Source organism: Stenotrophomonas sp. STEN018, from assembly GCF_056760235.1.
Genome location: NZ_JBRREK010000067.1, coordinates 1 through 17,513, shown reverse-complemented (window position 1 = coordinate 17,513; position 17,513 = coordinate 1). Strand labels below are relative to the sequence as shown.

Genomic DNA, 17,513 nt, shown 5'->3' with positions numbered 1-17,513 from the left:
GGGCGGGGGGGCCAACGGGGCGGCGCCCCCCCTGCCGCGCCAGTGCCTAACCGCCCCAACCGCCGCCGCCACTATTTTGGGGGGCGGGGGTTACCCCCCGAAGCTCCCATGCCGTCAGATTGCAAAATCCCCCTGCAACCAGACATAGCCAGTTTCGCGGCTTACGCCGCTCCCACAGAGGCTTTGCCGGTAACGCCCCAGCCGAGCATGGCTCGGCTCTACCGGGATTCTGCGGCCTGCCACTGCTGCAGCAACTGCGCACAATCGCGCAGCTGCCATTGCGCCATGCCCGGCCACGGATCATCCGGCACATTGATCAGAATCCCCGGCACGCCAGCAGCCTTCGCGGTGGCCAGATCGTAGTAATGATCGCCAACCATGCGCATCGCAGCCGGTGCCACGCTCCAACGCTCGGCAAAGAACTGCAGCCCAGCCGGTGAAGGCTTGGGCTCCACCTCCCAACGCCCGATGATTTCCTCGGCGGCAAAGCAATCCACCACACCAATCGCCGCCAGCGTCACTTCAGCCAGCTCACGTGCATTGCGGGTAAGGATGCCCAGCCGGCATCCATCGGCATGCAGCGCGCGGATCAAGGCCACCGCACCTGGCGCAGCAACCGATGCCTCGGCCAGTTCCCGCTCGTGCTGCATCAACCAGGCATGGCTGTCCGCCGCCTGCTGTGGCGGCAGACTGGCCAGATGAACCAAGATGTCCGCGCCCGGCGGAATCTGCAGCTCGCGCCGGATCAACTCGAAATCATGCACCGGCTCGGTCAGGGTGCCGTCCATGTCGAACACCCAATGGCGACTGGCGGCGACGTCGCAACGCCCCGCCGTATCAGCGAGCACCGGCATCAATCCCAGTTCGGCATCTGGCTGCCGTCCAGCCCGCCGACCTCGAACACCGCCTTGCGGGTGCCACCGGCCAGCACCGGGAACTCGATCTCGATCACCTTGGCCTTGCGTGCCTGCCGCCATAGACCACGGTTGTCATCGATGAACATGGCGATGGCTTCATCGGTATCCGGGCGATGCGCGGCCATGCTGCGGGCCGGCGCCCCATCGACGCTGACCTTGACCTGGCAGGCGCGGTAACAAACCTTGGCGAAGTCACTGGACTGCAGCACCAGATAGGCGTGGCGCTTCCACTCCGGGTGATCGCGGAACACCAGGTTCACCTGCTTGGGGCCGGTGCTGTCCACTTCCACCCGGTCCTTGCTGAGGATCGCCGCCGAGCGCTGGGTGCCGCCCTTGACCGGCACCTGGTTGTAGCTCCACAAGGCCTGCATGCGGCGCAGCTCGCTGGCGACAGCAGCCTTCTCCCGGACCTCGGCGAAGCCTGGCTCGATGCGCTTGGCGGTCTCCGAATCGGGGAATTGATCGAGCAGCGCGGCACCATGGATGCGCGCCTTTTCCCAATCAGCGGCGGTAACTGCAGTGTCGTAGAGCTTGCCGATACCTTCGGCGTCGGCTTCGCGCTTGGCGCGCTCCTGGGCGGCAGCGGCCTCTTGTTGCTGGCGCTCGGCCTCCGGGTTGCTGCAGGCGGCCAGGGCGAAGACGCAGAGGGCGCCGAGGATCAGGGGTTTCATCAAACAGCTCCGGTGAACGTGGCGCGGAATGGGCGCGCGATAGGGTTCACTTTAGAGCATGTTGGGGAATCGGGAGTCGCTTTGGCGTTGGCGTTACGCCTTATGCCGTCATTCCCGCCTACGCGAGAATGACGGCATTAAAAGCAACCGCAACCATCACTCCTCCACCACCCGCCACCAATGCGTAGAAGGCGCAGGCGCACGGATATCCAAACGCTCGCCCATCTGCGGCGCAGTCAACGCCACGCCCTGCTCCGCTGCCAACGCCGTGATCCGCTCGAACGGCTCCGTCCACGGATGCAAGGCCAGATCAAAGGTGCCGTTGTGGATCGGCATCATCACCTTGCCGCGCACATCCAGATGCGCCTGCAGGCTCTGCTCCGGCTGCATGTGCACGCCCGGCCAATCGGCGTCGTAGGCACCGGTCTCGACCATCGCCAGATCAAACGGGCCGTAGCGCTCACCGATTTTGGCGAAGCCATCGAAGTAACCGCTGTCGCCGCTGAAGAAGATCCGGGTGCGGCCGGTATCGATCACCCACGATGCCCACAAGGTGCGGTTGCCATCGGACAAACCGCGCCCAGAGAAATGCTGTGCGGGCGTGGCCGCGATCTTCAGCCCTTCCACCCGCGTTTCCTGCCACCAATCCAGTTGAGTGATTTTTTCCTGCGGCACGCCCCAGGCCAGCAGGCGGTCGCCCACACCCAACGCAGTGACGAAGTGCCGCACCTTCGGTGCCAGCGCCAACACCGCGTCGTGGTCGAGGTGATCGTAGTGGTCGTGCGAAATGATGACGCCGGTGATCTCCGGCAACTCATCAATCGACAGCGGCGGCGCATGGAAGCGCTTCGGCCCCATGAACGAGAACGGCGACACGCGCTCGGAGAACACCGGATCGGTCAGCCAGAAGTGACCATCCAGCTTCATCAGCATGGTCGAGTGGCCCAGCCGCCACAGGCTGTCGTCGGGCGCGTCCAGCAACGCCTGCCGGGTCAAGGCATGCACCGGGATCGCGACCTGCGGCGTGGCATCGGCCGGCTTGTCGAACAGGAACCGCCACCACACCTTGGCTCCGCGCACAAAGCCGAGCGGCACCTGCTTGGCCACATTGTGGAAGCGCCCCTCGCCGTATTGCGGCGACTGGTCGTAGGAAGCGGCCGGATGGGCGCCGCAGGTCAGCAGGCCAATGGACATGGCGATCAACACCGTAATGGGGAGGAGGAAACGAGGCAGGCGACGCTTCATGGCTGGGCTTGCCGTTAAAAGTACACCGATGAGTCTACTTCCATTTCAAGGAAAGTAAACTGAACGGTGTAAAATGGATGCATGACCGACTCCAAGCGCCCACTTCGCCTGACCGACCGCAAACGCGAGGCCATCCTGCGTGCGGCGGTGGCCGAGTTCCGCGAACTGGGCTTTGCCGGCACCAGCATGGACCGCATCGCCGCCACCGCCGAGGTGTCCAAGCGCACGGTCTATAACCACTTCGCCAGCAAGGATGAGCTGTTCACCGCCATCCTCTGGCAGCTGTGGGAAGCCAGCCAATCGCTGGACGCCCTCGCTTACGACCCGGCACGGCCACTGCGCGAGCAGATGCTGGCCTTCGTCGCACAGAAGCTGCGCCTGCTCAGCGACGCCAGCTTCATCGACCTGTCGCGGGTGGCCATGGCCGAACTGGTGCATGCACCGGAACGGGCGCGGGCAATGATGGACAAGCTGGCCGAGAAGGAAGAAGGGCTGACCACCTGGATCCGCGCTGCGCAGGCCGATGGCCGCCTGCGCGACGACATCGCCCCGGTCGACGCCGCCCACCAGTTGCAGGGCATGGTCAAGGCATTCGCGTTCTGGCCGCAGATCGCGATGGGCGCCGCACCACTGGACGCTGTCGCCCAACAGCGGGTGATGCACGACTGCGTGGACATGTTCCTGGCGGTACGCGCACTCAAGCCATGAGTGCAGCGCGGGACCGACATCAGCAACCTGCTCGGCTGTACGGCGGCCGGACTGACTACAGGTGTCGTTACGTTTGACACTGCAACGGCGTCATCGCCATTCGTACACTCCGCGAACACGCCCACCGGGCCCTTCGCAGACACACGCAACGTGCGCACTTCACTGAAATGGTCTTCGCTGTTGTTGTCCGTACTCCCCCTCCATGCCCTCGCCACCGATCAATGGATACTGGCCACTGATCTATGGGGCAACACCGCCCAGCAGACCTTGAATCTGGACGTGCAAGGCACGCGCGTCAGCGGAACATTGGGCGGCGACCCGATCAGCGGCAGCTTGAACGGCGCGCAGCTGAAGTTCACCGCAACCGGCAGTGACGGTCAGGTCTACCACTACGACGGCCGCATCGATGGCAGCCGCATGCAGGGCCGCAGCGACGAGCCGGACACCAACAACCGCAGCGCGCGTGCAGCGCATGATTTCAGCGCCTGGCGGGTGCCGGCACGGCCGGACAAGGCACCGCGCCTGCACGACTTCACGCCAAGCGATTACTCCAATACCTTCAGCGCTGATCGCGCGCCGGCGCTGGTGATCTGGCCGGGCGACTCGGTACGGACCAAGACCCTGGATTCCGGTGGCGTCGACGAGCACGGCATCACCCGCGCCCTGTACGGCAACCCGCAGGTCGGGCCGTTCTTCGTTGCCGGAGCCGAGCCCGGCGATACGCTGGCCATCACCATCAGCTCACTCAAGCTCAACCGCGACTACGCCGACAGCCTCGACGGCATCGTCGGCCGCTTGAAGACGCCGCGCATCGCCACCGAGACCGCGACGCTGGGCAAGCCGGTGCGCTGGGAACTGGATCGCGTGCGCGGCATGGCGCGACCGCAGGGTGCCAGTGGCGCATTGAAGAACTTTGAAATCCCGGTCAAACCGATGCTCGGCGGCCTCGCGGTTGCACCCGGCTTTGGCTATCCCCCATTCTCCACCGGCGACGCCAGCGACTTCGGCGGCAACATGGATTTCAACGCCGTAGTCCAGGGCAACACGGTTTATCTGGAGGTACAGCAGCCCGGCGCATTGCTGTATGTCGGTGATGGCCACGCGCTGCAGGGCGACGGTGAAACCAGCCAATGGGCGCTGGAGACATCACTGGATGTAGTGCTGAAGGTTGAACTCATCAAGAAGCAGTCCATCGTCACGCCACGGGTGGAATCGCCTACGCAGATCATGACCTTGGGCCAAGGCGGCTCCAGTGACGATGCATTGCGTCTGGCTACATCGGGGATGCTGCAGTGGCTGCGCCAGTCCTATGGCCTGGATATGTCGCAGGCTACCCAGGTGCTGGGCGTGGCCGTGCAGTACAGCGTGGTCAACCTGGCAGGTCGCAGCGTGGGAGTAGCGGCGAAGATCGACAAGGCGGCACTAAAGGACCTGCCGCTTGCGGCGGCAAAGAGCAGCAATTGAGGGCTGCGGTCGAAATCTGATTGCGGCTACGGCGCAGGAAGCCGGCGCGCCCGGGAGCGTCGTACAACCTGCTCAACAACGCCGCCGCCATGTAGTGCCGAGCCATGCTCGGCAGAGACTTCCCCGCTAACGCCCCAGCCGAGCACGGCTCGGCTCTACAAAAAGGCTCCGCGCGAAGGGTCCCGGGTGTGCTGCGCTTGCCCGGGCTGCGAAGCCATCAAACCTTGAGCGACGCAAAAACAAACGGCGAGCAGAAGCTCGCCGTTTGGGTTGAAGCCAACTGAGCCGATTACTGCTTCGGCGCAGCTTCCTGCTTCGGTGCAGCTTCAGCCTTGGCGATCATCGCTTCCACCGAGGCGGTGGTGATCGGGTGGTAGCCCGGCTTGGCCTTGGCGAACACTTCCTTGGCGAAGGCCAGACCTTCCGGCGTCTTCAGCAGTTCAGCGTAGATCGGCAACACCAGCTTGCGGCGGCCAACCTTCTGGATGAACTCGCCGGCAGCAGCCTGTGCATCGGTGTAACCGCTGCGGATTGCCAGCGGGTACCAACGCATCGCGATTTCGCCGTTCGGGGTACCGGTGAAGTGGTAGCCCTTGTCCAGCTGCGCCAGCTTCTCGACCGGCAGTTTTTCGCCCAAGCCATCGATGAAACGCACCCATTCCTGGGTGTTCCACTCGCGGGTCACCTGGCTGTTCGGCAGCGAGTCGCTACCCAGGAAGGCAATGCGTGCGGTGTCGACCACGGCGAAGTTGCGCGAACGGGCCTTGGTGGCGAACGTCGGGATGCCCGGCTCTTCCAACCAGGCCTTCAACTCGGCATCGGTTACCGCCGTCGGGTTCTTCGGCAGCAGGTTCTTCTTCATGTACTCGACGAACTGGTCGGTGTTGGCGCTCTGGAAGGCGTGGTCGTCGAACCAGCCACGCAGGAACGGATCAAACACCGCACGACCAAAACGCTGCTCCAGGAACTGCAGGAACCATGCGCCCTTGACGTAAGCGACCTGGCTCAGTGCATCGTCAGGGTCACGCTCGTTGAGCGGCGGCAGGGCCAGCGCCTGGTCGGCCGGGCTCATGCCCTTCACTTCGTTGAGCAGATCCGTCTGGTCGATCTCGCGCTCCATCTCGGCCATCTCGGCGCCATACAGCGCCTCGGTGATGCGGCCCTGAACGTAGGTGGTGAAACCTTCGTTGAGCCAGATGTCCTTCCAGCTGGCGTTGGTCACCAGGTTGCCGGACCAGCTATGCGCCAGTTCGTGCGCGACCAGCGACACCAGCGACTTGTCGCCAACGATGACGGTCGGGGTAGCGAAGGTCAGGCGCGGGTTTTCCATGCCACCGAACGGGAACGACGGCGGCAGCACCAGCATGTCGTAACGGCCCCAGCGGTATTCACCGTACAGGTTCTCGGCGGCACCGATCATCTTCTCGGTGTCTTCGAATTCCTTGACCGCCTTGTTGACCATGGTCGGCTCGGCCCACACGCCGGAGCGCTCGGAGATCGGCTCGAACACCAGGTCACCGGCCGCAATGGCCAGCAGGTAGGACGGGATCGGCTGCGGCATCTTGAAGGCGTAGTCGCCATCACGTGCAGCCTTCGGATCGTTGTCGGCGCTCATCAGCACCATCACGTCCGGACGGCTGGTGACATGCGCGCTATAGGTGAAGCGGACGCTCGGGGTGTCCTGCAACGGCACCCAGGAGCGGGCGTGGATCGCCTGCGACTGGCTGAACATGAAGGGCAGCTTCTTGCCCTCGGTCATGGACGGCTCCAGCCACTGCAGACCGGAGGCGGTCGGTGCGGTGTGGTAGGTGACGCGCACCGAGGTGGGCTGGGCCGGGGTTTCGATGCTCAGCTTGCTGCCGAACACCTTGTCAGCCGGTGCCAGCACGAACTGCAGCGGGGTGGCGGCGCCATCGGCGGCCACGGCCTCGACCTTCTCAATCGTCAGCTCGCGGGTGTCGAGCAGCAGCTGCTTGGCAGCCTTGTCCTTCCACTCCAGCGTATAGGTCGCCGTACCACCGATCTGCTTGGCGTCGAAATCGACCTTCAGATCCAGCGCAAGGTCCTTGATGACGACCTTTTCGGGTTCAGCGTAGGAGCTTTCATCGTGGCTGCGGCTGACGGTATTCACGGCGGCGGCGGGCTTCTGGGCGACGGGGTCGACGGTGGGGGCTGCGGGTTCTTTGGCACAGCCGGCGACAAGCGCCACGGCCAGGGGCAGCATCAGGAACGAAGAACGCATTGATCTGGAACCGGTTCAGGGAACAACCGCTGATTTTAAACCCGAAAGGCCGTGACGGATGCGGCAGTGCGGCATTGCCGTGCGCTTTGGCCTTTTTGCCGTCATCCCCGCGAAGGCGGGGATCGCTCTTCGCTTTGACTCTTCATCAAGAGCAGAAGCGGAGCAAAAGCACCCCTCCCAACCCTCCCCTTGCCTGCGGCAAAGGGAGGGCTCTGCTCCCGAGCGCACCGAACATCACGGTAGTGCCGAGCCATGCTCGGCAGGGGCCTTACCAGCAAAAACAAAGACAAAAACAAAGGCAAAGGCAAAAACAGCAGCGTCACCCCACATATGAAAAGGGCGGCCAATGGCCGCCCTTTCATCAATCTACTCCGCATCAACAACCCAGCAACCAAGCCTCAAAGCTTGTAACCAGAGTGAATCGACACAATTCCCGCGCTCAGATTCTTGTAATGACAACGACCAAAACCAGCCTCGCTCATCATCGCCTTCAACTCTTCCTGCGGCGGGTGCTTGCGGATGCTCTCGGCCAGGTACTGATAGCTGTCGGCATCACCACGCGCAAACAACTTGCCCAGCTTCGGCAGCACCTTGAACGAGTGGAAATCGTAGATCGGCTTGAACCAGTCCACAGTCACTTCCGAGAACTCCAGCACGCGCGCCTGACCGCCTACCTTCAGCACGCGGTACATCTCACGCAGCGCGGCTTCCTTGTCGGTCACGTTGCGCAGACCAAAGGAGATCGTCACTAGATCAAAGCTCTGGTCCGGGAACGGCAGTGCCTCTGCATTGAGCTGCACCCACTCGAAGCCCGATACCTGTCCACGGTTGGTCAAACGGTCGCGCCCCACTGACAGCATGCCGGCGTTGATATCGCCCAACACCACGCTGCCTTCGGCGCCGATGCGCTCCTTCAGCAGCACTGCGATATCACCGGTACCGCCGGCCAGATCCAGTACCCGATCACCCGGCTTCACCTGCGCGGTGGCTACGAAGTAGCGCTTCCACAGCCGATGAATACCCAGGCTCATCAGGTCGTTCATCACGTCGTAGTTGTCGGCCACGGAAGTGAACACCTGGCCGACAAGCTTCTGCTTGTCCTTGGCCGGTACATCGCGGAAGCCGAAGTGGGTGGTGCCGGTCTTGTAGGGGGATTCGCTCATGCAGCTGATTATCGCACCGACAGCCCGATTGCGGCGCCAGCAGGCTGAATCCGGCCGCTATGATGATCGCCACGGCACCACAAGGACCTTGCATGATCACCACCCCGGACTACCGCGCCCTGCTTGAAACCGCCATCGCCGAAGCCCGCCAGGGCTTGGCCGAAGGCGGCATCCCGATTGGCGCCGCGCTGTACCACAACGATGGCCGCCTGCTCGGCTGCGGCCACAACCGCCGCATCCAGGAGGGCGACCCGTCCATCCATGGCGAAACCGACGCCTTCCGCAAGGCTGGCCGCCAGCGCGGCTACCGCAACACCATCATGGTCACCACCCTGGCCCCATGCTGGTACTGCAGCGGGCTGGTACGGCAGTTCAATATCGGCACGGTGGTGGTGGGTGAATCGGTCAGCTTCCCCGGCGGCATCGACTGGCTGCGCGAGAACGGTGTGAACGTCATCGACCTGAATGACGCCAGCTGCATCGAGATGATGGGCCGCTACATCGCGGAGAACCCGGACGTCTGGAATGAAGATATCGGCGAATAATGTGACGTAATCTGAACAAATCCCCATTAATCTCATAGGGAAATTAGACGTTGTAGCCAGCTCGTAAGATAAACAGCGCTATGCTCGGGGTACAGGGGCACTGCCATCGAGGTGAAGCGATGTATACAACGCCCATCCAACACAGCAGTCGCCAATCCCTCCAGCGTGCTGGGGAGCAATTGCGACAGCAGTACGCACGACATCGCTGCTCGGCCCCGTTCTGGGATGCCTACCAACAGGTTCAACGTGAATTGGTAGCGGCACATCCGGAACACCAGGCCGAGCTCTGCAACCGCCTGGCGGTATTCGCCCAAGGTCTGGGCGCGGTTGAGAAGGCTCAGTTACTGGAGCTGGCGGACAACGAAGCATAAGAAAAACCGGGCCCAGCCCGGTTTTTTTTGCCTCGCATCTGTAGTGCCGAGCCATGCTCGGCAGGAGCTTCACCGACGCCGCATCAGGTTTGTAGGAGCGGCATAAGCCGCGAAGCTAGCATCGCTAAAATCACTGGCATGCATGCCACCTGATGAATCCCTGGCTTCGCGGCTTACGCCGCTCCTACAACAAAACAAAAAGCCAAAAACAAAAGGCGCCTTTCGGCGCCTTTTGCTTGCAACTACCCTGCCCCGTTACCGCTGCGGCAGGTCGCCGTTCTTGGCCAGCTGCTTGCGGTTGAACAAGCGCTGCACCACCACGAAGAACAGCGGGATGAAGAACAGGCCAAGCAAGGTGCCCACCACCATGCCGCCCAACACGCCGGTACCGATGGCGCGCTGTGCACCAGAACCCGCACCGGAGGCGATTGCCAGTGGCAACACGCCCAGGCCGAAGGCCAGCGAGGTCATGATGATCGGACGCAGACGGTCACGGACCGCATGCATTGTCGCTTCGATCACGCCCGAACCCTTCTCCAGATGCTCCTTGGCAAACTCGACGATCAGGATCGCGTTCTTCGAAGTCAAACCCACGGTAGTCAACATCGCCACCTGGAAGTACACGTCACGCTCCATGCCGCGCATGGTGTTGGCCAGCACCGCACCGAGAATACCCAGCGGGGCAACCATCAGCACCGCAGTCGGCACGCTCCAGCTTTCATACAGTGCAGCCAGGCACAGGAACACGATCAGCAGCGACAGCGTGTACAGCAGCGGCGTCTGCGAACCGGCCTCGCGTTCCTGGTAGGACACGGCGGTCCACTCGATGGTGAAACCTGCCGGCAACTGCTTGGCCAGCTTTTCCACTTCCAGCATCGCGTCACCCGAGGCTACGCCCGGTGCGGCTTCGCCCTGGATTTCCAGTGCGGAGACGCCGTTGTAACGCTCCAGACGCGGTGAACCATAGTCCCAACGCTGGCTGGCGAAGGCCGAGAACGGCACCATCTCGCCCGAGGCATTTTTCACCGTCCACAGGTTGAAGTCTTCCGGGTTCATGCGGAAGGCATCATCGGCCTGCACGTAGACGCGCTTGACGCGGCCACGGTCGATGAAGTCATCGACGTAGCTCGAACCCCAGGCGGTGGCCAGCGTGCCATTGATCGCATCCAGCGACAGACCATGTGCGCCAGCCTTGGCCACGTCGATGTCCAGACGCAGCTGCGGGGTGTCATCCAGGCCGTTCGGGCGCACATTGGCCAACAACTTGCTCTGCCCGGCCAGGCCCAGCAGCTGATTGCGTGCATTGACCAGCGCATCATGGCCGAGCCCGGAGTTGTCCTTCAGGAAGAAGGTGTAACCCGAAGCGATACCCAGCTCCGGCATGGCCGGCGGCGGGAAGGCGAAGATGAAGGCGTCCTTGATCTGGCCAAGGGCGGCCATCGCGCGACCGGTGATCGGGCCTACGCCCTGATCGGCACTACGCTCGTGCCAGTCCTTGAGCTTGACGAAGGCCATGCCCGAGTTCTGGCCCATGCCCGAGAAGCTGAAACCCTGCACCGAGAACACCGACTCAACGGCGTCCTTCTCGTTGTTGAGGAAGTGGTCTTCCAGCTTGTAGATCGACTCCAGGGTACGTTCCTGGGTAGCGCCAACCGGTGCATTGACCAGCGCCATCAGGATGCCCTGGTCTTCATTGGGCAGGAACGAGCTCGGCAGGCGCACGAACAGCAGGCCCATCACCACCGCCAACGCCAGGAACACCGCCATGAAGCGACCCGGGCGGGCAAGAATGCCGCGCACGCCGCGCTGGTAGGTGCCGCTGGTGCGGTCGAAACCATTGTTGAAGGCACCAAAGAAACGGCCCGACCAACCCTTGTGGGCAATGTGGTGCTCGCCCTTCTTCAGCGGCTTGAGCATGGTGGCGCACAGTGCCGGTGTCAGCACGATGGCGACCAGCACCGACAAGGCCATCGCCGACACGATCGTCGCCGAGAACTGTCGATAGATGACGCCGGTGGAGCCGCTCATGAAGGCCATCGGCACAAATACCGCCGACAACACCAGGCCGATACCGACCAGTGCGCCGGTGATCTGGCTCATCGACTTGCGGGTGGCTTCCAGCGGCGACAGTCCTTCCTCGGACATGATGCGCTCGACGTTTTCCACCACCACGATGGCGTCATCGACCAAGAGACCGATCGCCAGCACCATCGCGAACATGGTCAGCATGTTGATCGAGAAACCCAGCACCGAGAGGATGCCGAAGGTACCCAGCAACACCACCGGCACGGCGATGGTCGGGATCAAGGTGGCGCGGAAGTTCTGCAGGAACAGATACATCACCACGAACACCAGCACGATCGCTTCCAGCAGGGTCTTGACCACGCCCTTGATCGACACCTTCACGAACGGTGTGGTGTCGTACGGGATCACTGCCTTCAAACCGGCCGGGAAATTGGCGCGCAGTTCGTCCAGTGTCTTGCTCACGCCCTCGGCGGTTTCCAGCGCATTGGCGCCGGTAGCCAGGGTGATGGCCAGGCCGGAGGCCGGCTTGCCGTTGTAGCGGGTGACGAAGTCGTAGGTTTCCGCGCCCAGTTCAACGCGGGCAACGTCGCCCAACTTCAGGGTGGAGCCATCGGTTTCGGTACGGACCACGATGTTGCGGAACTGCTCCGGCGTCTGCAGACGGTCCTGGGCATTGATGGTGGCGTTGAGCTGCTGGCCCTTGACGGCCGGCGCACCACCCAACTGACCCACGGCGACCTGTGCGTTCTGCGCCTTGACCGCGGCGGTGACCTCATCGACCGACACCTTGTAGGTCTGCAGCTTGGTCGGGTCCAGCCAGATGCGCATGGCGTACTTGCCACCGAACACCTGGATCGAACCCACGCCCGGCACGCGGCTCAGCGGATCGACGATGTTGGAACCGACGTAGTCGGAGATGTCGTTCTCATCCATGCTGCCGTCTTCAGACACGAAGCCCAGCACGTTGAGGAAGCCCGAGCTGGACTTGGCAACGTTGATGCCTTGGCGCTGCACTTCCTGCGGCAACAGCGGCATCGCCAGCTGCAGCTTGTTCTGCACCTGCACCTGGGCGATGTCGGAGTTGGTACCGCTCTCGAAGGTCAGGGTGATGCTGGCCTGGCCATTGGAGGAGCTGTTGGAGGAGAAGTACATCAGGCCGTCCAGGCCCTTCATGTTCTGCTCGATGATCTGCGTCACCGAGTCCTCGACCACCTTGGCCGAAGCACCCGGGTAGCTGGCGGAAATGGACACCGCAGGCGGCGCGACCTCGGGATACATCGAGATCGGCAGCTTGAGCATTGCCAGCGCGCCGGCAAGCATGATGATGATGGCGATGACCCACGCAAAGATGGGCCTGTCGATAAAGAAGCGTGCCATGTAGTTCTCCGCTTACTGCTTGGCAGCCGGCGCCGCGGCGGGCGCGGCGGCTGGCTTGGCGGCTTCGGCACCCTTCTCGGTGGCCTGCACCGGCATCCCCGGGCCGATCTTCTGCAGGCCTTCGACAATGACCTTGTCGCCTGCCTTCAGACCGTCCTCGACCAGCCACTTGTCACCAATGGTGCGGCTGACCTTGACCGGGCGAACGGCAACCTTGCCTTCGGCATCGACCACCATCGCGGAGGTGTCGCCCTTGGGATCACGCGCGATGCCCTGCATCGGCACCAACAGCGCGTTCGGGCGCACACCACTGCCCAGCACCGCACGCACGAACATGCCCGGCATCAGTACCTGATCCGGGTTGTCCACACGCACACGCATCAGGTAGCTGCCGGTGGTCGGGTCGACGCTGACTTCGGAGAACTCCAGCTTGCCCTTGTGGCCAAAGGTGCTGCCGTCTTCCAGCACGATATCGACCGGCAGTTCCGAAGCGCCTTCAAGGCGACCGGCGGCCAGTTCACGGCGCAGCTGCAGCAGCTCGGCCGAGGACTGGGTGACGTCGATATAGATCGGATCGAGCTGGTTGATGGTGGCCAATGGCTCTGCCTGCCCGGCGCTGACCAGCGCGCCCTGGGTAACCGAGGACTTGCCGATCTGGCCGCTGATCGGCGCGGTGATGCGGGCATAACCCAGCGTCACATTGGCCGCATCCAAGGATGCGCGGGCGGCGAGCACGTCGGCCTCGGCCTGCTTCCACGCGGCCTGTGCGTTTTCGTCGTCCTGCACGCTGATCACCCGCGACTTGACCAGCTCGCTGCTGCGGCGAGCGGCCAGACGGGCGGCGTTGGCACTGGCTTCGGCACGTGCCAGCTGCGCGCGTGCACTGTTGGCCTGGGCACGGTAGGCGGCGTCATCCAGCTGATACAGCGGATCGCCAGCCTTGACCACGCTGCCTTCGGTGAACAGGCGCTTGGCAACAATGCCGCTGACCTGCGGGCGCACTTCAGCGACCTGGTAGCCGTTTGCACGGCCGGCCAATTCACGGGTCAAGGTAACCGTTTCCGGCTTCAGCGTGACCACGGTGACCTGACCCGGCCCACCCTGCTGCGGCTGCTCTCCGCCGCCTTTACAGGCAACGAGCGCGACGGATAGTGCGAGGGAAAGCGCGACGAGACGGCAGCGACTGATAGCAGGCATGGGAGAGGAGCTCAATGGGGGAAAGTGGCGCTCGAGGATCGGGCGGAACATGAGATACGCCCGGGCATATCCTTCCGTACCGCATACGTTACGGGTACATCGGTGGCAACCGCCACCGCCGCACACATCACGGCCATCCTGCAGAGCAGGCCGTGGAAATATACATACATACACGCATGTTTGTAAACGGATACAATTCAGGTCGGTTTCATCCAGCATTTGCAAAGAGCAATGGCCAGAAAGACCAAAGAAGAGGCAGCAGTCACCTGCGAAAGCATCCTGGATGCCGCGCTGGCCTGCTTCCATGAACACGGCGTTGCCGGCAGCTCGCTGGCAGCGATAGGCGAGCGTGCGGGCGTCTCCCGTGGCGCGGTGTACTGGCACTTCAAGAACAAGACCGAAGTGCTGGAAGCAATGATCAACCGCGAGCGCGTGCCTTTCATCAAGCGCCTGCGCCAGACCTACTCGCCGCTGCGCAACACACCCATCCTGGACCTGCGCTCGGCGATGCTGGTGTCCTTGAGCGAGTTGGCCAACGATCCACGCTTGCGCGACATGATGGAGATCATGCTGCGCAACGACCTGTCCACTGAAAGCCTTGCGATGCAGCAACTGCAGCACGACAGCGTCGAAGAAGAGATGGCGATTTTCCGCCGCGCCCTGGAGCGCGCGCGCGACCTGGGCCAGCTGCGCGATGGCGTGAACACTGCAAGTAGCGCACGCATCATCCATGCAGGCCTGACCGGCGTGTTGTACAGCGCCATGCTGGAGCCGACCCAGTTCGACCTGGAGCGCGACAGCCGCGAGATGCTGGACGCCTTGATGGCGCACTACGTAAAGCCCGGCGTGTTCGTACCCGGCGCCGATCCATCACCGTTGCCAACGCCAGACGAAGACTAAGCAAGCCCTGTAGTGCCGAGCCATGCTCGGCAGGGGCTTTACTGAGCAACCTTGCGGAGCCGCAGCAGTCTTGTGGGAGCGGCGCTGGGTGGCCTCGGGCCATAAGCCGCGAAGCAAGCGAAGGCGAAGGCAAAAGCAAAAGCACCCCTCCCAACCCTCCCCTTGCCTGCGGCAAAGGGAGGGCTCTGCACCCCGTAGTGCCGAGCCATGCTCGGCAGGGGCTTTACTGAGCAACCTTGCAGAGCCGCAGCAGTCTTGTGGGAGCGGCGCTGGGTGGCCTCGGGCCATAAGCCGCGAAGCAAGCGAAGGCGAAGGCAAAAGCAAAAGCACCCCTCCCAACCCTCCCCTTGCCTGCGGCAAAGGGAGGGCTCTGCACCCCGCAGTGCCGAGCCATGCTCGGCAGGGGCCCTACCCGCAATGCCAACGGCCAAAGCCATCGCCTTCGCCCCACACAAAAAAACGGCGACACCAAAGTGCCGCCGCTTCTCATCAACCCGAACCAAGCATCACAGAATATAGCGACTCAGGTCCGGGTCCTTCACCAACTCACCCAGGTGCTTGTCCACATACGCCGGGTCGATCGCAATACTGTCGCCATCACGATCCGGCGCTTCATAGCTCAAGGTATCCAGCAAGCGCTCCAACACGGTGTGCAAACGGCGCGCACCAATATTCTCCTGCCGCTCGTTGACCTGGAACGCAATCTCCGCCAAACGGTCAACCGCCTCGGCGGTGAAGTTGACCTTGACGCCTTCCGTCGCCAACAAGGCTTCGTACTGCTTGGTCAACGCCGCCTTCGGTTCGGTCAGGATGCGCACGAAATCATTCTTGCTCAACGCACCCAGCTCCACGCGGATCGGGAAGCGGCCCTGCAGCTCGGGAATCAGATCGCTCGGCTTGGCCAGATGGAACGCACCGGAGGCAATAAACAGGATGTGATCGGTCTTCACCGTGCCGTACTTGGTCGACACATTGGAGCCTTCCACCAGCGGTAGCAGATCGCGCTGCACGCCTTCGCGTGACACATCGCCACCAGACGAACCAGCATCGCTGCGCTTGGCGACCTTGTCGATCTCATCAATGAACACGATGCCATGCTGCTCACAAGCTTCAATCGCGGCGGTGCGGATGTCGTCTTCGTTGACCAGCTTACCGGCCTCTTCCTCGATCAGCAGCGGCCGCGCGGCCTTGATGCTCAGCGTGCGCTTGTTTGACTTGGCCGTGCCAAGGTTGGCGAACATCGACTTCAGCTGCTGGCCCATTTCCTCCATGCCCGGCGGGGTCATGATGTCCATGCTGACGTTGGCGGAAACGTCCAGCTCGATCTCACGCTCATCCAACTCGCCTGCACGCAGCATGCGACGGAACTTGATGCGGGTTTCGTTATCAGCAGCTGACGGCTCGTTGCGCGCTGCTTCCGGATCAAAGCCGATGCCTATGCTGCGGCGCGGCAGCAGCGCATCAAGAATGCGGTCTTCGGCCTTCTCTTCAGCCTGGGTGCGCACGCGCACCTTGGCCTGCTCGCGGTACAGCTTGACTGCTGTATCGGCCAGATCACGGATGATCTGCTCCACGTCCTTGCCGACGTAGCCAACCTCGGTGAAGCGCGTGGCTTCCACCTTGACGAACGGCGCATTGGCCAGCGTAGCCAAGCGGCGCGCGATTTCGGTCTTGCCGACACCGGTCGGGCCGATCATCAGGATGTTCTTGGGCATCACCTCGTTGCGCAGCTCGGTGGGCAGCTGCATACGGCGCCAGCGGTTACGCAACGCAATGGCAACCGCACGCTTGGCGTCGTGCTGACCAACGATATGACGGTCCAGCTCCTGCACGATTTCGCGCGGAGTCATGGTGGCGGAGGAAACTTCGATCTTGTGGCTCATGGGGTACTCGCGGTTGATGGCCGAAGAGCTCAGAGCTCTTCCACCACGACGTTGGTGTTGGTGTAGATGCAGATGCCGCCGGCGATGTTGATCGCCTCGGTAGCCACGCCACGTGCATCCAGATCGGTGTGCTTGAGCAGCGCCCGCGCCGCACTGAGCGCGTAGGAACCGCCAGAACCAATGGCGATGATGCCGTCTTCCGGCTCGATCACATCGCCGGTACCGCTGATGATCAGCGAGGTCTCGCGGTCAGCCACGGCCAGCAGCGCTTCGAGCTTGCCGTAGCGGCGATCGGTGCGCCAATCCTTGGCCAGCTCCACGGCCGCACGGGTCAGCTGGCCGTGCTTTTCAAGCTTGGCTTCAAACAATTCAAACAGGGTGAAGGCATCAGCGGCTGCACCGGCAAAGCCCGCCAGCACCTGGCCATCGCGGCCAAGCCGGCGCACCTTGCGCGCATTGCCCTTCATCACCGTATGGCCCAGGGTGACCTGACCATCGCCAGCAATCGCCACATGTTCGCCGCGACGCACGCAGCAGATGGTGGTGGCATGAAAAACATTCGGGTTCTGACTGGGGTCCATACGGCCTCCGGAATACTGTTCACCGGTAATGGGGCCGGTCAGCGCCGCGATCAAGCCTCCCCCCGCCAGCGACAGCCACCATTCAGAAAAACCAAACAGGTAGTGCCGAGCCATGCTCGGCAGAAGCCTTCCCAGCAATCCCACCGATCGCCCTGTAGGAGCGGCGTGAGCCGCGAAGCAGATACCACTGAAGCCACATCCAAGCCCGCAACCTGATTGATTCC

Annotated in this window: 14 protein-coding genes; 5 read left to right on the top strand and 9 right to left on the bottom strand. The window is 62.8% G+C overall.

The genetic code is table 11. The features are described 5' to 3' along the window. Positions 1 to 218: 218 nt before the first annotated feature. The 3 genes from ACVOMB_RS18600 to ACVOMB_RS18590 form a co-directional block, all read right to left on the bottom strand. Positions 219 to 854, bottom strand: a complete 636-nt coding sequence (locus ACVOMB_RS18600) for an HAD family hydrolase (RefSeq protein WP_481532538.1) — start codon at positions 852 to 854, stop codon at positions 219 to 221. Next, on the bottom strand, positions 854 to 1,588 hold the full coding sequence (locus tag ACVOMB_RS18595; protein ID WP_481532537.1) for a hypothetical protein: 735 nt from the start codon (positions 1,586 to 1,588) through the stop codon (positions 854 to 856). Before ACVOMB_RS18595 ends, ACVOMB_RS18600 begins: the two co-directional genes overlap by 1 nt. A 156-nt stretch (positions 1,589 to 1,744) precedes the next feature. Then, positions 1,745 to 2,833 carry an MBL fold metallo-hydrolase gene (locus tag ACVOMB_RS18590; protein WP_481532536.1) on the bottom strand — a complete coding sequence of 363 codons (1,089 nt, stop codon included), beginning with the start codon at positions 2,831 to 2,833 and terminating at the stop codon, positions 1,745 to 1,747. Between the two features lie 81 nt (positions 2,834 to 2,914). On the opposite strand from ACVOMB_RS18590, the gene ACVOMB_RS18585 reads away from it, so the two are divergent. After that, positions 2,915 to 3,541, top strand: a complete 627-nt coding sequence (locus tag ACVOMB_RS18585; protein ID WP_481532535.1) for a TetR/AcrR family transcriptional regulator — start codon at positions 2,915 to 2,917, stop codon at positions 3,539 to 3,541. Between the two features lie 150 nt (positions 3,542 to 3,691). Next, positions 3,692 to 5,005, top strand: a complete 1,314-nt coding sequence (locus tag ACVOMB_RS18580) for an acetamidase/formamidase family protein (RefSeq protein ID WP_481532534.1) — start codon at positions 3,692 to 3,694, stop codon at positions 5,003 to 5,005. Between the two features lie 289 nt (positions 5,006 to 5,294). Here ACVOMB_RS18580 and ACVOMB_RS18575 read toward each other — a convergent pair whose 3' ends face one another. Both ACVOMB_RS18575 and ubiE read right to left on the bottom strand, forming a co-directional pair. Beyond that, complete coding sequence (locus tag ACVOMB_RS18575) at positions 5,295 to 7,247, bottom strand: M1 family metallopeptidase (RefSeq protein WP_481532533.1); 1,953 nt, start codon at positions 7,245 to 7,247, stop codon at positions 5,295 to 5,297. Between the two features lie 398 nt (positions 7,248 to 7,645). Then, complete coding sequence (ubiE, locus tag ACVOMB_RS18570) at positions 7,646 to 8,410, bottom strand: bifunctional demethylmenaquinone methyltransferase/2-methoxy-6-polyprenyl-1,4-benzoquinol methylase UbiE (RefSeq protein ID WP_481532532.1); 765 nt, start codon at positions 8,408 to 8,410, stop codon at positions 7,646 to 7,648. A gap of 92 nt (positions 8,411 to 8,502) precedes the next feature. Here ubiE and ACVOMB_RS18565 point away from each other — a divergent pair, with 92 nt between their 5' ends. Both ACVOMB_RS18565 and ACVOMB_RS18560 read left to right on the top strand, forming a co-directional pair. Beyond that, positions 8,503 to 8,955, top strand: coding sequence for a nucleoside deaminase (locus tag ACVOMB_RS18565; protein WP_303747502.1), 453 nt, complete (start codon positions 8,503 to 8,505; stop codon positions 8,953 to 8,955). Positions 8,956 to 9,074: 119 nt separating this feature from the next. After that, a complete protein-coding gene (locus ACVOMB_RS18560) occupies positions 9,075 to 9,326 on the top strand; it encodes a hypothetical protein (protein WP_481516798.1) in 252 nt (83 codons plus the stop codon). A gap of 255 nt (positions 9,327 to 9,581) precedes the next feature. On the opposite strand, the gene smeE is transcribed toward ACVOMB_RS18560, so the two are convergent. Both smeE and ACVOMB_RS18550 read right to left on the bottom strand, forming a co-directional pair. Beyond that, positions 9,582 to 12,728, bottom strand: a complete 3,147-nt coding sequence (gene smeE, locus ACVOMB_RS18555; protein ID WP_481532531.1) for a multidrug efflux RND transporter permease subunit SmeE — start codon at positions 12,726 to 12,728, stop codon at positions 9,582 to 9,584. Positions 12,729 to 12,740: 12 nt separating this feature from the next. After that, on the bottom strand, positions 12,741 to 13,925 hold the full coding sequence (locus tag ACVOMB_RS18550; protein ID WP_481532530.1) for an efflux RND transporter periplasmic adaptor subunit: 1,185 nt from the start codon (positions 13,923 to 13,925) through the stop codon (positions 12,741 to 12,743). 231 nt (positions 13,926 to 14,156) lie between these two features. Here ACVOMB_RS18550 and ACVOMB_RS18545 point away from each other — a divergent pair, with 231 nt between their 5' ends. Continuing rightward, the gene (locus tag ACVOMB_RS18545; protein WP_481532529.1) at positions 14,157 to 14,825 is read left to right on the top strand and encodes a TetR family transcriptional regulator; all 669 of its coding nucleotides are present in this window, start codon (positions 14,157 to 14,159) and stop codon (positions 14,823 to 14,825) included. Between the two features lie 506 nt (positions 14,826 to 15,331). Here ACVOMB_RS18545 and hslU read toward each other — a convergent pair. Then, positions 15,332 to 16,708 (bottom strand): ATP-dependent protease ATPase subunit HslU, encoded by a 1,377-nt coding sequence (gene hslU, locus ACVOMB_RS18540; RefSeq protein WP_481532528.1) that lies wholly within the window; start codon positions 16,706 to 16,708, stop codon positions 15,332 to 15,334. A gap of 29 nt (positions 16,709 to 16,737) precedes the next feature. Next, positions 16,738 to 17,289 (bottom strand): ATP-dependent protease subunit HslV, encoded by a 552-nt coding sequence (hslV, locus tag ACVOMB_RS18535; protein ID WP_055772387.1) that lies wholly within the window; start codon positions 17,287 to 17,289, stop codon positions 16,738 to 16,740. Positions 17,290 to 17,513 lie beyond the last annotated feature (224 nt).